The organism is Nocardioides sp. Root682 (assembly GCF_001427795.1).
Lineage (GTDB): Bacteria > Actinomycetota > Actinomycetes > Propionibacteriales > Nocardioidaceae > Nocardioides.
The window spans coordinates 48361-61587 of sequence record NZ_LMHJ01000002.1; the positions used below are offsets into that span (position 1 = coordinate 48361).

Annotated in this window: 15 protein-coding genes and 1 riboswitch; of the genes, 8 read left to right on the plus strand and 7 right to left on the minus strand. The window is 71.0% G+C overall.

The features are described from left to right. Positions 1-26 precede the first annotated feature (26 nt). A riboswitch (cobalamin riboswitch) is annotated at positions 27-236 on the minus strand. Positions 237-302: 66 nt separating this feature from the next. Genes ASD84_RS12570 through ASD84_RS12580 form a run of 3 tightly spaced genes read left to right on the plus strand, consistent with a single transcriptional unit; the run spans position 303 to position 3413 of the window. Then, positions 303-1424: a Nif3-like dinuclear metal center hexameric protein gene (locus ASD84_RS12570; RefSeq protein ID WP_056711066.1), complete on the plus strand. Its 1122-nt coding sequence runs from the start codon at positions 303-305 to the stop codon at positions 1422-1424. Between the two features lie 19 nt (positions 1425-1443). Then, the gene (locus ASD84_RS12575; RefSeq protein ID WP_056711067.1) at positions 1444-2190 is read left to right on the plus strand and encodes a zinc ribbon domain-containing protein; all 747 of its coding nucleotides are present in this window, start codon (positions 1444-1446) and stop codon (positions 2188-2190) included. Then, positions 2187-3413 carry a bifunctional RNase H/acid phosphatase gene (locus ASD84_RS12580; protein ID WP_056711068.1) on the plus strand — a complete coding sequence of 409 codons (1227 nt, stop codon included), beginning with the start codon at positions 2187-2189 and terminating at the stop codon, positions 3411-3413. Before ASD84_RS12575 ends, ASD84_RS12580 begins: the two co-directional genes overlap by 4 nt. Before the next feature lie 105 nt (positions 3414-3518). Here the strand turns inward: ASD84_RS12580 and yaaA are convergent, their stop codons facing one another. Then, on the minus strand, positions 3519-4298 hold the full coding sequence (gene yaaA, locus ASD84_RS12585; RefSeq protein WP_056711070.1) for a peroxide stress protein YaaA: 780 nt from the start codon (positions 4296-4298) through the stop codon (positions 3519-3521). Between the two features lie 35 nt (positions 4299-4333). Between yaaA and ASD84_RS12590 the strand changes: the two genes are divergently transcribed. Both ASD84_RS12590 and cobU read left to right on the plus strand, forming a co-directional pair. After that, on the plus strand, positions 4334-5767 hold the full coding sequence (locus tag ASD84_RS12590) for an RNB domain-containing ribonuclease (protein WP_056711072.1): 1434 nt from the start codon (positions 4334-4336) through the stop codon (positions 5765-5767). 9 nt (positions 5768-5776) lie between these two features. Beyond that, the gene (gene cobU, locus ASD84_RS12595; RefSeq protein WP_056711074.1) at positions 5777-6298 is read left to right on the plus strand and encodes a bifunctional adenosylcobinamide kinase/adenosylcobinamide-phosphate guanylyltransferase; all 522 of its coding nucleotides are present in this window, start codon (positions 5777-5779) and stop codon (positions 6296-6298) included. Here the strand turns inward: cobU and ASD84_RS12600 are convergent. Continuing rightward, positions 6295-7065, minus strand: a complete 771-nt coding sequence (locus ASD84_RS12600) for an adenosylcobinamide-GDP ribazoletransferase (protein WP_056711075.1) — start codon at positions 7063-7065, stop codon at positions 6295-6297. The genes cobU and ASD84_RS12600 overlap by 4 nt on opposite strands. After that, entirely contained in the window at positions 7062-8096 is a 1035-nt protein-coding gene (cobT, locus tag ASD84_RS12605; RefSeq protein ID WP_056711078.1) for a nicotinate-nucleotide--dimethylbenzimidazole phosphoribosyltransferase, read from the minus strand. Before cobT ends, ASD84_RS12600 begins: the two co-directional genes overlap by 4 nt. Positions 8097-8276: 180 nt before the next feature. Here cobT and ASD84_RS12610 point away from each other — a divergent pair, with 180 nt between their 5' ends. Further along, positions 8277-8480 carry a cold-shock protein gene (locus ASD84_RS12610; RefSeq protein WP_056711080.1) on the plus strand — a complete coding sequence of 68 codons (204 nt, stop codon included), beginning with the start codon at positions 8277-8279 and terminating at the stop codon, positions 8478-8480. 54 nt (positions 8481-8534) lie between these two features. Here the strand turns inward: ASD84_RS12610 and ASD84_RS12615 are convergent, their stop codons facing one another. Next, positions 8535-8750: a hypothetical protein gene (locus ASD84_RS12615; protein ID WP_056711082.1), complete on the minus strand. Its 216-nt coding sequence runs from the start codon at positions 8748-8750 to the stop codon at positions 8535-8537. Between the two features lie 42 nt (positions 8751-8792). On the opposite strand from ASD84_RS12615, the gene ASD84_RS12620 reads away from it, so the two are divergent. Then, positions 8793-10592, plus strand: coding sequence for a M1 family metallopeptidase (locus ASD84_RS12620; RefSeq protein ID WP_056711084.1), 1800 nt, complete (start codon positions 8793-8795; stop codon positions 10590-10592). Positions 10593-10673: 81 nt separating this feature from the next. Then, the gene (locus ASD84_RS12625) at positions 10674-11150 is read left to right on the plus strand and encodes a hypothetical protein (RefSeq protein WP_162251531.1); all 477 of its coding nucleotides are present in this window, start codon (positions 10674-10676) and stop codon (positions 11148-11150) included. Here the strand turns inward: ASD84_RS12625 and ASD84_RS12630 are convergent. The 3 genes from ASD84_RS12630 to ASD84_RS12640 all read right to left on the minus strand — a co-directional run bounded on the left by ASD84_RS12630 (position 11134) and on the right by ASD84_RS12640 (position 13140). After that, entirely contained in the window at positions 11134-11505 is a 372-nt protein-coding gene (locus ASD84_RS12630) for a hypothetical protein (protein WP_056711089.1), read from the minus strand. The genes ASD84_RS12625 and ASD84_RS12630 overlap by 17 nt on opposite strands. A 100-nt stretch (positions 11506-11605) precedes the next feature. After that, positions 11606-12646, minus strand: coding sequence for an NAD(P)-dependent alcohol dehydrogenase (locus ASD84_RS12635; protein ID WP_056711091.1), 1041 nt, complete (start codon positions 12644-12646; stop codon positions 11606-11608). Positions 12647-12678: 32 nt separating this feature from the next. Continuing rightward, a complete protein-coding gene (locus ASD84_RS12640; RefSeq protein ID WP_056711093.1) occupies positions 12679-13140 on the minus strand; it encodes a MerR family transcriptional regulator in 462 nt (153 codons plus the stop codon). Positions 13141-13227: the final 87 nt, after the last annotated feature.

Sequence of the window (13227 nt, forward strand, 5' to 3'; positions counted from 1 at the left end):
GCTGCAAATTCTTTGGTGACCTCGCGACGGTTGTCGCAAGGGCCAGCAGGTCTTCGGACTCGGGATCCTCCGGTGCGGAGCGCCTTCCCGGACCCGAAGATCCAGTGGCTGTACCGATTTCTCGGTGCTCCGCCCGTCACCCATACCGCTGCGCGTCAGTCCCGGACTCTCACCGGGTTCCCTGACTTCCACACTTCGCACTTCCGTGGAGGTCGACTGGCTCCCGCAGGGTATCAATCCCGCGCCGGCTTCCGTCCCGGCGCCCACGGCAACCCCAGCAGGACCCCAGTAGCCTGACGTCCATGCCCACGCTCCAGGACGTCACCGACCTGATCCACGGCTGGTACCCGCCCTCGACCGCGGACAGCTGGGACGCCGTCGGCCTCGTGTACGGCGACCCGGACCAATCCGTGAAGAAGGTGCTCTTCGCGGTCGACCCGACGCCGGCCGTCGCGGCCGAGGCGGCGGAGTGGAAGGCCGACCTGCTGGTCGTGCACCACCCGCTGTTCCTCAAGGGCGTCACCGGTTTCGCCGCGACCACGCCCAAGGGCCGCACCCTGCACACGCTCGCGAAGGCCGACTGCGCCCTGCTGACGGCCCACACGAACGCCGACCAGGCCGTCGGGGGAGTGTCCGAGTCCCTCGCCCTCGCCCTGGGCCTGACGGACCTGGCGCCGATCATCCCGGCCACCTCCGAGCAGCTCGACAAGCTCACCGTGTTCGTGCCCGTCGATGCCGCCGCCCCTGTCCGAGCCGCGATCGCCGAGGCCGGCGCCGGCCGGATCGGCGACTACGACTTCGCCTCCTTCACCAGCGCGCCCGGCCAGGGCCGGTTCCGCCCGCTCGACGGCGCCAACCCGATGATCGGCACCGTGGGCGACCTCGAGACGGTCGAGGAGGTCCGGATCGAGGTGGTCCTCGCGCACTCGCTGCGGACGGCCGTGGTCCGCGCGATGCTGGCCGCGCACCCCTACGAGGAGCCGGCGTACGACGTCGTCCAGCTCGCCGACAACGGTCTCGCCGCGACGGGCACCGGCCGGATCGGCACCGTCGCGCAGGTGACGCTGACGGAGTTCGCCGAGTCGGTTGCGAAGGCACTCCCCGCCACGTCGCACGGGGTCCGGATCGCCGGGGATCCGGAGCGCCCGATCAAGCGCGTCGCCGTCTGCGGCGGGGCCGGTGACTTCCTGCTCGACCGGGTGGCGGGGCTCGACGTGGATGCCTACGTCACCAGCGACCTGCGCCACCACCCGGCCGCGGAGTTCCTCGAGAAGGGCGGACCCGCGCTGGTCGACATCGCCCACTGGGCAGCCGAATCGACGTGGTTGCCGGTCGTCGAGCAACGCCTGGTCGAGGCGCTGGGAGACGCCGTGGAGACCCGGGTGAGCACGATCGTCACCGACCCTTGGACAATGCACCTGTGAGCGCACCGATGAGCACCCGATGAAGGCCGAACCCACCGCCCAATTGCGCCTGCTCGACCTGCAGGCGCTGGACGCCCAGATCGACCAGCTCCGCCACCAGCGCAGCCACCCTGCCGAGGGTGCGGAGATCGCCGAGCTCCTCGGCAAGCGCTCCGACGTCGACGGCCGGATGCGCGACCAGCGGATCGTCGTCGACGACCTCTCCGTGGCGCAGGCCAAGGCCGACGCCGACGTCGAGACGGTCAAGGTCCGCCGCAAGCGCGACCGGGACCGGATGGACTCGGGTGCGATCGCCAACCCCAAGGACCTCGAGCGCATGCAGCACGAGCTCGACACCCTCGAGCGCCGGATCACGGTGCTCGAGGACGAGGAGCTCGAGGTCATGGAGCAGCTCGAGGAGGCGCAGTCCGCGCTCGCCGAGCTCACTGCCGCCATCGAGACGCTCGACACCCGCCTCGGCGAGCTGACCGCGACCCGCGACGCCCGGGGCGCCGAGCTCGACACCGAGATCGCCACCGTGAGTGCCGGTCGCGCCGCCATTGTCGCCGAGATCCCCGACGACCTGCTCGCGCTCTACGAGAAGCTGCGCGCCAACCAGGGCGGCATCGGTGCCTCGGAGCTGCGCCAGCGCGCCTGCGGCGGCTGCCAGATCCGCCTCGACGCGGCTGAGCTGCAGGTCATCCGCGGGACCCCCGCGGACACGGTCGTGCGCTGCCAGGAGTGCCAGCGGATCCTGGTGCGGACGTCGGAGAGCGGCCTCTCGTGACCGGAGCGGGTCGTCGTACCGTCCTCATCGAGGCCGACGGCGGCTCCCGCGGCAACCCCGGCGCGGCGGCGTACGGCGCGGTCCTCAAGGACGGCCTGACCGGCGAGGTCCTTGCTGAGGACGGCGCGACGATCGGGTTCGCGACCAACAACGTCGCCGAGTACTCCGGCCTGATCGCCGGCCTCAGGCTCGCTGCGGAGTTCACGCCCGACGCGGCCGTCGAGGTCCGGATGGACTCCAAGCTGGTCGTGGAGCAGATGGCCGGCCGCTGGAAGATCAAGCACCCCGACATGCGGGCGCTCGCCGACGAGGCGCTGGCCCTCGCGCCGGCAGGAACCGTCTACACCTGGGTCCCGCGGGAGCAGAACAGTCACGCGGACCGCCTCGCCAACCAGGCGCTCGACGGCACGCGGTCCGGTGTCACGGCGGCGGTCGAACCGGCTGTCGTCACCGTTGCTGTCGAAGCAGGTGACGGGATCGCCGACGAGCCCGAGTCGCTGGTCGAGGAGCTGGAGTCGCCGGCCGCGAAAGCGCCGTCGCTGCCGCCCGGCATGGGCAGCCCGACCACGATCGTCCTGGTCCGCCACGGCGTCACACCGCACACCACCGGACGCCGGTTCTCCGGAGGCCTGGGCGGCGACAACCCGGCCCTGTCCGACGAGGGCCGTGCCCAGATCGCCGAAGCCGCCGAGTGGCTCACCGAGCTGCGCGAGCACATCAGCGCCGTCGTCTCCTCGCCCGTCCGACGCACCCGCGAATCCGCAGAGATCATCGCCGAGAAGCTGGGCCTCCCTGTCGAGGAGGAGCCCGGCTTCGCCGAGATGGAGTTCGGCGAGTGGGACGGCATGACGTTCACCGAGGTCGCTGAGAAGGACAAGGACGGTCTGGAGTCCTGGTTCGCCGACATGGCCGCCTCGCCCCCGGGCGGCGAGTCCTTCGTGACCGTCCAGGCGCGCGTGCTCGAAGCGCTGGACCGACTGCTGGCGAAGCACGCAGGCAAGACCGTCGTCCTGGTCAGCCACGTGACGCCCATCAAGACCCTGGTCGCCCACGCCGTCGACGCCCCGCTGGAGTCGCTCTTCCGGATGGAGCTGTCCCCGGCCGCGGTGTCCGTGCTCTCGTTCTACGAGGACCTCGCGACGGGGGAGCAGAAGGGCTCGATGCGGTTCTTCAACGCACTGCCCGCTGGTCGGCGGACGTTGCTCGACACCGGCCGCTGGTGACCGCGGATCGTCGACACGAGGCGAGCGGCGCGCGTCGTACCTGACGATCCTGTCGTGATTTCGCCGGCAGGACGACCTGTTCGTCAGGTGCGTTGAGCTTGCGCGCTACAGCTCGCTGACCACCACGTCGAGCTGGGTGCCGGCCTTCCCGGGCGCTCCGATCTCGACGGTCCACCCGAGGCGTTCCAGCGTCGCGGCGAGGGCGGCTGGGGTGCGCGGATCGGCGCCGTCCTCCAGCAGCTCACGGACGATCCGGCCCTTGGTGGCCTTGTTGAAGTGGCTGACCACCTTGCGGGTGCCGTTGTGCTCGTGCAGCACCCGCACGGTCGCGACCCGGCGGGCGAGGTCGGGCGCGGGGCGCCAAAAGTTCGCGTACATCCCCGAACGCAGGTCGACCAGCAGCCCACGGCCGAGGGCTGCGGTCATCACCGGCGGCAGCGCTTCGCGCCAGATCGCGGCGACCGGCCCGACGGGCGGGAGCGACGCGTCGCCCGAGAGGCGGTACGACGGGATCCGGTCGCCGAAGCGCACCATCCCGAAGAGGCTGGAGGCCACGGCCACCCGGCTCGTCGCACGCCGCTTCCCGGCGGCCGACAGCGTCTCCACGTCGAGTGCGTCGTAGAGGACGCCGGTGTAGATCCGGTCCGCGCGGGCCGTCGGTGCGGCCACCAGGTCGGCATTGCGGTCGATCAGGTCCAGCTGTCCCGGCGAGAGGCCCAACACGGTCGCGGCCTTGTCCGGGTCGTCGCGGCACAGCGCGACGAGCGCCTCGAGGACCTCGTTGCGCGCTGACGTCAGCTCGGGCGACGAGAGGGAGGCGAGATCGAGCGCCTTGCCCCGGGTCGGCACGGACTTGCCCTCACTCGGCGGCAGCAGGATCAGCACGGGCGCAAGGATAGGGCTTGGATAGTGTCGGGCTCATGCCGAGCAACGTCGTGGTCCGGGTCAAGGCAACCTCTCCCGCCCTGCTGCAGGGGCTCGAGGAGATCGCGAAGCAACTCGAGCTGCCCGGTGAGTTTCCCGCCGACGTGACCAGCGCTGCCGAGCGGGCAGCGACGGACGTCGTGCTCCCGGAGCTGGACCGGACCGACCTGCCCTTCATCACCATCGATCCCGCTGGCTCGATGGACCTGGACCAGGCGCTGCACATCGAGCGCGCAGGGGATGGCTTCGTCGTGCACTACGCGATCGCTGACGTGGCGGCCTTCGTGAAGCCCGGCGACCCGATCGACCTGGAGGCGCACCGGCGCGGGGAGACGCTGTACGGCGCCGGCACGCGCATCCCGCTGCACCCGCCGGCCCTCTCGGAGGGCGCGGCCTCGCTGCTGCCCGACCAGACCGCTCCCGCGCTGCTGTGGACCATCGATGTCGACGGGGCCGGCACCCCGACGAAGGTCCACGTCGAGCGCGCGCTGGTGCGCTCGACCGCGCGTCTGTCGTACGTCGAGGCGCAGGCGGCCCTCGATGACGGCTCGGCTGGCGAGGTGCTCCTCCTGCTCAAGGAGGTCGGGCTGCTCCGCCAGCAGCAGGAGCTGGACCGCGGCGGCATCTCGCTGCCGCTGCCCGAGCAGGAGATCGACGAGACCCCCGACGGCTTCGAGCTGTCGTTCCGCAAGCAGCTGCCCGTCGAGGAGTGGAACGCCCAGATCTCCCTGCTGACCGGCATCTCCGCCGCCTCGCTGATGGTCGGCGCGAAGGTCGGGATGCTGCGCACGCTGCCGCCGGCCGATCCCCGCGACGTCGCGCGGCTGCGTCGCGTTGCGCACGGCCTGCGCATCGACTGGCCCAAGTCGATGGACTATCCCGCGTTCATCCGGTCCCTCGATCCCGCGAAGTCAGCGCACCAGGCGATGGTCGTGGCCTGCACCCGTCTCCTGCGGGGCAGCGGGTACGCCGCCTTCGACGGCGAGCTCCCCGAGCAGACGTTGCACTCGGCGATCGCCGCCGAGTACGCCCACGTCACGGCGCCGCTGCGGCGACTGGGTGATCGCTACGCCGGCGAGGTCTGCCTCGCGATCTGCGCCGGAGAGCCGGTCCCGCAGTGGGTCACCGACGCGCTGCCGGGCCTGCCGAAGACCCTCCAGGACTCCGCGCGACGCGCCGGGTCCTACGAACGCTCCGTGCTCGACCTGCTCGAGGCGGCGGTGCTGTCCGGCCGGGTGGGCGAGAAGTTCGACGGCGTCATCACGAGCCTTCGCGACGACGACCCGAAGACAGGCGTCGTGCTGCTCGCCGACGTCGGGGTCGAGGCGCCGGTCACCGCGCAGCATGCGCTGCCGCTCGGCGAAGAGGTGGAGGCAACCCTTGCCACCGCAGACCTCGTGGCCCGTAAGGTCGCGTTCACCGTCGGCTGAGGAGGGCACGTGAAGATTCTGGTCACTGGGGGAGTCCGCTCGGGCAAGTCGGTGCACGCCGAGCACCTGGTGGGAGATGCCCCGGCCGTCACCTACGTCGCCGCCGGTCCGGTGTACGACGACGCCGACTGGGTCCAGCGGATCACCGCGCACCGCGTCCGCCGCCCCGACTCCTGGACCACCGAGGAGACCAACGACGTGGCCGGCGTGCTCCGGGCCGCGACCACTCCGGTGCTCGTGGACTGCCTCGGCACCTGGCTGACGACCATCGCGGACAAGGCCGACCTGTGGGAGCGACCCATCGGCGACGCCGAGCTGGTCGTCGGTGAACGGGTCACCGAGCTGGCAGCCGCGCTCGCCGAGGCGTCGGTGGACGTGGTCCTCGTGACGAACGAGGTCGGCCTCGGCGTCGTACCGGCTCACCGGTCGGGTCGGCTGTTCCGCGACCTGCTCGGCATCGTCAACCAGGGCGTCGCGACCGCCTGCGACGAGGTGCACCTGGTCATCTCGGGCCGGGTGCTGAAGCTCTAGAGAGCGGCGGCCAGGCCCACCAGCAGCACCGCGAGCGCCACCTCGATCCCGGCGCCGAACACGTCACCGGTGACGCCGCCGAAGCGCCTGATCGTGTGTGCGGTCAGCGCGACGACGGCAAGACCGGCGATCGCGACGGTCACCGGCCCGCGGACCGGGTCGACCAAGGCAGCGAGCGCGGCAAGACCGACCCAGCCGACCACGCTGACTGCGACCGGGATCCGGCGGGTGAAGGTGACGCCGAGGCCATCCTCGCGAGCCGGTGGCGCCAGCGTGGAGCAGGTGATCCACAGCGCGGCGCGGGAGGCGCACACGGCCGCCCCGGCGATCAGGGCGGAGCGCAGCGGTTCGCCCCCGCCCACGAACCAGGTCAGCCCGGCGGCCTGTGCACCGAGCACGAGCACCAGGGCCGCGACACCGGCCGGGCCCGCCGTACCGCTCTTCATGACGGCCAGCGAGCGTTCGGGGTCGTACGACGACGTGAGGCCGTCGGCGACGTCGGACAAGCCGTCGAGGTGCAGGGCGCGGCTGCCCACGGCCAGCAGGGCGAGCGCCGCGAACGCGACAGCGAGGGCGGGCAGGCCGAGCCGGTCGCCGCTCCACACGATCAGGGCGACCCCGACGCCGAGCGGCAGCACGGCCAGTGGCGCCACCAGCATCGCGCCGGTGGCGTCCGCTGGTGTCACCCGCAGGACGGCCGGCACCCGCAGGGCAGTGAGGGTGCCGAGGGCGAGCCGGAGGCTGCGGCCGACGAGGGCGACGCTCACTCCGGCGGCATCAGGTCGGCCAGCAGGGCGACGTCGCGGAGAAGGGCAGCGGCCGAGCGGAGGACCGGGACGGCGGCGACGGCGCCGGAGCCCTCGCCGAGGCGCATGCCGAGGTCCAGGACGGGCTCGAGGCCGAGCTTCTCGAGGGCGAGGGTCTGGGCCGGCTCTGTGGACCGGTGGCCGGCAGCGAACCACGCAGCGGCACCGGGGGCGATGCGGTCCGCGGTCAGGGCGCAGGCGACCGACATGAGGCCGTCCAGGAGCACCGGGACGCCGCTCTCGGCCGCTTCGAGGAGGTAGCCGACGGTGGCAGCCAGGTCGGCGCTGCTGACGGCCTGGAGCGTCTGGAGCGGGTCGTCGAGCCGGGAGCCGGCACGGTCGAGCGCCTGCTGTACGAGGTCCTGCTTGTGGGCGAGGGCTGCGTCGTCGACGCCGGTTCCGCGACCGGTCACCTCGACGGCCGGGAGGCCGAGGGCGGCGGCGACCATCGCCGACGCCGGCGTGGTGTTGCCGATCCCCATGTCGCCGGACAGCAGGAGCTGGGCGCCGGCCGCGATCTCCTCGCGGGCGACGGCGCGCCCGGTCTCGATCGCGCGGGTCGTCTCGTCGGCGCTCAACGCGTCCTCGAGGTGGATCGCGCCGCTGCTGCGGCGGACCTTGTGCGACTGGACGTCAGCGGGCACGCCCTCGAGGTCGTCGTCCACGCTGATGTCGAGCACCCGTACCTGCACGCCGTGGGCACCGGCCAGGGCGGAGACGCCGGCCTTGCCCAGGACGAACGTGCGCACCATCAACGGGGTGATGGCGGGGGGATAGGCCGAGACGCCGTGCTGCGCGACGCCGTGGTCGCCGGCGAAGATCACCAGGCGGACGTTGTCGAGCGGCGCGGGCGGGCAGACGCCCTGTGTGGCCGAGAGCCAGACGCCGAGGTCGCCGAGGCGCCCCAGGGCTCCGGCGGGCGTCGCGAGCCCTGCCAGGCGCTCAGCGGCGGCGGTCCGGACGGCTGGATCGGGTGCAGCAATGGCGTTCATGAGGTCGAACGCTACCGCCGTTCGGGACGACGGTTTTCGGCGGCTGCGTACGGCGGACGGAAGATCCTGTCACGTTTTGGTGCATGCCGATCCTTGCGCTTTGCCACCTCTGCACTACGGTTCGGTGTAAGGAGCGTTCTAGTCTGGATGTTCCTGCTTTACACAACAAGGAGAAACATCATGGCTCAGGGAACCGTCAAGTGGTTCAACAGCGAGAAGGGCTTCGGCTTCATCGCCCCGGCCGACGGCAGCCCGGACGTCTTCGTCCACTTCTCGGCTATCCAGGGTGACGGCTACAAGTCGCTCGAGGAGAACCAGCAGGTCGAGTTCGACGCTGCGCAGGGCCCGAAGGGTCCGCAGGCGGAGAACGTTCGCCCCGTCTGACTTTCAGATAGCGAAACCCCGGTGCTTCGGCACCGGGGTTTCGTGTTTTTCGCCTCAGGGCCGGGGGCGCAGGCAGACGAATCCCAGCGCCACCCCGAGCCCGGCGACCAGCGGACCGATCACGCTCAGCGACTTCGACTCCTCGCCACCGATCACTCCCCACGAGACCAGCGCGAGGTAGCCGCCGCCGATGACCAGCAAGGCGGCCACCGGAAGCCCGATGACGAACTTCGGCCAACTGGGTGCCTTGCCGTAGCGGAATTCATCCATGGGGACGATTGTGCTGCACGGTCACGAGGCTAGGTTGGTGCGGTGCCTCGGTCCTTCACCCCCGATCCCCACTCCCGTTCCCGGCCCAACGAGGTCGTGGTCACCCACATCGCGCTCGACCTCACCGTCGACTTCGCGACGCGGCTCCTGACCGGGAGCGCGGCGTTCGACCTCGAGCGCCGCACCCCCGATGCCACCGAGCTGGTGCTCGACACGTGGCAGCTCGCCATCGATCGCGTGACCGGGGCCGACGGAGCCGACCTGACCTTCGTGCTCGGTGCGCACGACTCCGTCCTGGGCAGTGCGCTGACGATCCACGTCGGTACGGCGGACCGGGTGGTCGTGCACTACGCCACGAGCCCCGAGGCGCGTGCCGTGCAGTGGCTGGAGCCCGAGCAGACGGCGTCCGGCAAGCCGTTCCTGTTCACGCAGTCCCAGCCGATCCTGGCCCGCACCTGGATCCCGTGCCAGGACAGCCCGGCGGTCCGGGTCACCTACGACGCCACGGTCCGGGTGCCCGCGGACCTGCTCGCGCTGATGAGCGCGGAGAACCCGGTCGAGCGGACCGACGGGACCTACACCTTTGCGATGCCGCAGCCCGTGCCGTCGTACCTCATCGCCCTCGCGGTCGGCGACCTCGAGTTCCGTGAGCTCGGCAGCCGCAGCGGCGTCTACGCGGAGCCGTCGGTCGTCGAGGGGGCGGCGTGGGAGTTCGCCGACACCGAGCAGATGATCGAGGCGGCCGAACGGCTCTACGGTCCCTACCGCTGGGGCCGCTACGACATCCTCGTGCTCCCGCCGAGCTTCCCGTACGGCGGCATGGAGAACCCCCGCCTCACGTTCGCGACGCCGACCATCCTCGCCGGCGACCGCTCGCTGGTGACCCTGATCGCCCACGAGCTCGCCCACTCCTGGTCGGGCAACCTCGTCACGAACTCGACCTGGAACGACATCTGGCTCAACGAGGGCTTCACGGTCTACTTCGAGACCCGGATCGACGAGGAGCTGTACGGCGCCGCGTACACCGCCATGATCCTGCGGCTCGGCCGGCAGGAGCTCGCGCGTGCCGTTGCGGACGAGGCTCCCCGCGACACGTGGCTCGAGCTCGACATGGCGGGCCGGGACCCGGACGACGGGCCCGCCAAGATTCCGTACGAGAAGGGCTCGCTCTTCCTGCGCCTGATCGAGTCGAAGGTCGGCCGGGTGCGTTTCGACGAGTTCCTGCGCGACTACTTCGACCACTTCGCGTTCGAGTCGATGGACACCAGGACGTTCCTCGACCACCTCGTGAACGAGCTGCTGGAGCCCGCCGGCGTCTCTGCCGAGGACCTGCAGCTGGAGGCCTGGGTGCATGGCCCCGGCGTCCCCGACAACGCGCCCGAGTTCGCCTCCGATGCGTTCGACCGGGTCGACGAGCAGGTGGCCGCGCTGGTGACGGGAGGGGCGGGCAAGCTGCCTGAGCTCGTCGCGACCACGGGAGAGTGGGTGAGCCAGCAGTGGGTGCACTTCATCCGGGCGCTGCCGCTCGACATCGGCCACGACGTGCTCGTTGCGGTTGACAGCCAGTTCGGCTTCAGCACGAGCGGGAACATCGAGATCGCCACCGCCTGGCTCGAGCTCGCCGTCGCGTCAGGCCACGTGTTCGACGAGCCTGCCGTCGACGAGGCGCTGGCCGTGTTCCTGACCCGGCACGGCCGGGCGCTCTACATCCGACGCGTCTACGAGAAGCTCGCCGCCACCGATCGTGGCCTCGCTCGGGCCCGGGAGATCTACGCGACCGCCCGCCCGACGTACCACTCGGTGTCACAGGCGGTCGTCGACCGCATCATCGGCGGACCCTGACCGCTCGGGTCGCCGCCGCCCCGACGTCGTACCATCGAGGTCTCAACTCGGACATGGGGACGACATGGGGACGACATGGGCATGCAGATGAGCAAGACCTGGTTGGTGCGCGGCGCGGTCGCCGCGGTCCTGGCCGTACTCGCTGTGGCGTGGGCGTTCAGCATCGCCGGCGTCGGCGGCACCGCAGCGACGGACAAGAGGGGGCCAGCGCCGTCGGAGAGCTCCACCGACTCCGAGGTCCAGCCCTCGGCCGAGGTCGAGACGGCCACCCCCGAGCTGAGTCCGTCCCCGACCCCGTCCGAGGACGCAGCCGGCGACGCGACCGCGGGCGCAGTCGAGGCCGTCGCGGAGGAAGCTCCGGCGGACGAGCCCTCCGCGATCCCGGTGAAGCAGGACTCGAAGCCGAAGCCCCCGGCCCGGACCCCGAAGCCGTCGTCCACGCCGAAGCCCTCGGACACCCCTTCGCCGACACCGTCTCCGAGCGAGCCGGCCGAGGGGTGCACCGAGCTGATGGACGTCGTCGACTGCCTCCTGGCGCCGATCACGACTCGTCCCTGAGCCCCCCGCCGAGTCCGCCGCCGCTGTCCGAGCCGGCGCCGTCGACCGGCGCCGCGTTCCCGGAGAGCTCGACGGCCTCGTCGTACTCCTCGTAGCGGTCCTCAGGATCCTCCGTGTCCGTCGTGTCCGCGGCTGAGGGCTCCGCTGCGCGCTCGCGGGCCACGGCCGCCTCCGCCGTACGACGCACGGGCGGTGGAGCCGGCTCGACCCGGCCCGTCGGTCGCGACGGCTCCGGCTCCTCCTCGTGTCCGCCGACCCGCCGGAGCACCGGCACTGCCACGGTCTTCGCGACCTGCACCGGAAGGGTGATCACGGACCTCGCCGTGCTGGTCAGGGACTGGATCAGGTGTGCCACGGGTGTCTCCTCCTCGTTGGGACCAGGGGCGGTTACCTTGCCTGCGTACCCAAAAGGACGGGATGCACCCGGGCGCGCTGCTCCTCCAGTCGGTCAGCAATCAGGCCAGGCTGCTCGCGTCGATGACGAAGCGGTAGCGGACGTCGGAGGCGAGCACCCGTTCGTACGCCTCGTTGACCTGGTCGGCGGCGATGACCTCGATCTCGGACGCGATGCCGTGCTCGGCGCAGAACTCGAGCATCTCCTGGGTGATCGCGATGCCGCCGATCATCGAGCCGGCCAGGGAGCGGCGGCCGCCGATGAGTGACATCGCGTTGACCGACATCGGCTCCGGCGGTGCGCCGACGTTGACCAGGGTGCCGTCGACGGCGAGCAGGCCGAGGTAGGCGTTCACGTCGACGGCGGCACTGACGGTGTTGATGATCAGGTCGAAGCTGCCCGCGAGCGCCGCGAAGGTGTCGGGGTCCGACGTCGCGTAGTAGTGGTCGGCCCCGAGCTTCAGCCCGTCCTCCTGCTTCTTCAGCGACTGCGAGAGCACGGTGACCTCGGCTCCCAGGGCGTGGGCGATCTTGACCCCCACGTGGCCCAGACCACCGAGGCCGACGACGGCCACCCTGGTGCCCGGTCCGGCGTCCCAGTGGCGCAGCGGGGTGTAGGTGGTGATGCCCGCGCAGAGGAGGGGAGCGGCGGCGGCCGGGTCCATGCCCGCGGGGATCGACAGGACGAAGTGGGAGTCGACGACGACGTGGGTGGAGTAGCCGCCCTGGGTGGTGGTGCCGTCCCTGTCGGTGGCGGCATACGTGCCGACCATCCCGTTGAGGCAGTACTGCTCGTCGCCGCGCCGGCAGTTGATGCACTCGCGGCACGCGTTGACCATGCAGCCGACGCCCACCCGGTCGCCGACCTGGTGGCTGGTCACGTCGGGGCCGACTTCGGTGACGATCCCGACGATCTCGTGGCCCGGCACGACCGGGTAGGGCTGCGGCCCCCAGTCTCCGTTGACGGTGTGGATGTCGGAGTGACAGATGCCGGCGAACTCGATCTGGATGAGGACGTCGTCGGCTCCGACTGCTCGCCGCTCGATGGTGGTGGGCGCGAGCGGCTCGCCTGCGGCGGGTGCTGCGTAGGCGTTGACCTTCATGGGGTTTCTCCTTGGGGTGGAATCGTGGGAGCTCAGGGGCGCTTCGTCTGTTTCAGTGCGTCCGCGAGCTTCTCGGCCCGCTGGGCGACGAGGCCGGCCTTGTCCTCGTCGTCCGCGTCGATCGCCTGCCAGTAGTCGATCTTCAGCCGGACGTACTGCTGTCGCAGGGCGAGGTGCTCGGCCTCCTTGCGGAGGCGGGCGTCCTGAGCGGTCAGCAGGGCGATCTGGTCCGCCGCCGCTTCCGGACCGAGCCTGCTGTTGGCGACGTACTGCCGCATGTCGCTGACGGAGAGTCCCGTGGCCGCGAGGCATGCGATCCGCGTCAGCTGGTCCAGGTCGTCCTCGTCGTAGACGCGGTGCTTGCTGCTCGCGCCCCGGCTGATCGGCGAGATCACGCCGATGGACTCGTAGTACCGCAGGGTGCTGGCCGGCAGGCCGGTGAGGGCTGCGGCTTCCTTGATCGTGTAGCTGCGCTGTCTGGTCGATGCGGTCACCTGAACGACCGTAGGAACTTCAAGTACTTGAAGTCAAAGGTGATTCAGCGGGATCCGGCTCCGCCACGGTTGTCGAACTGCGCTCCC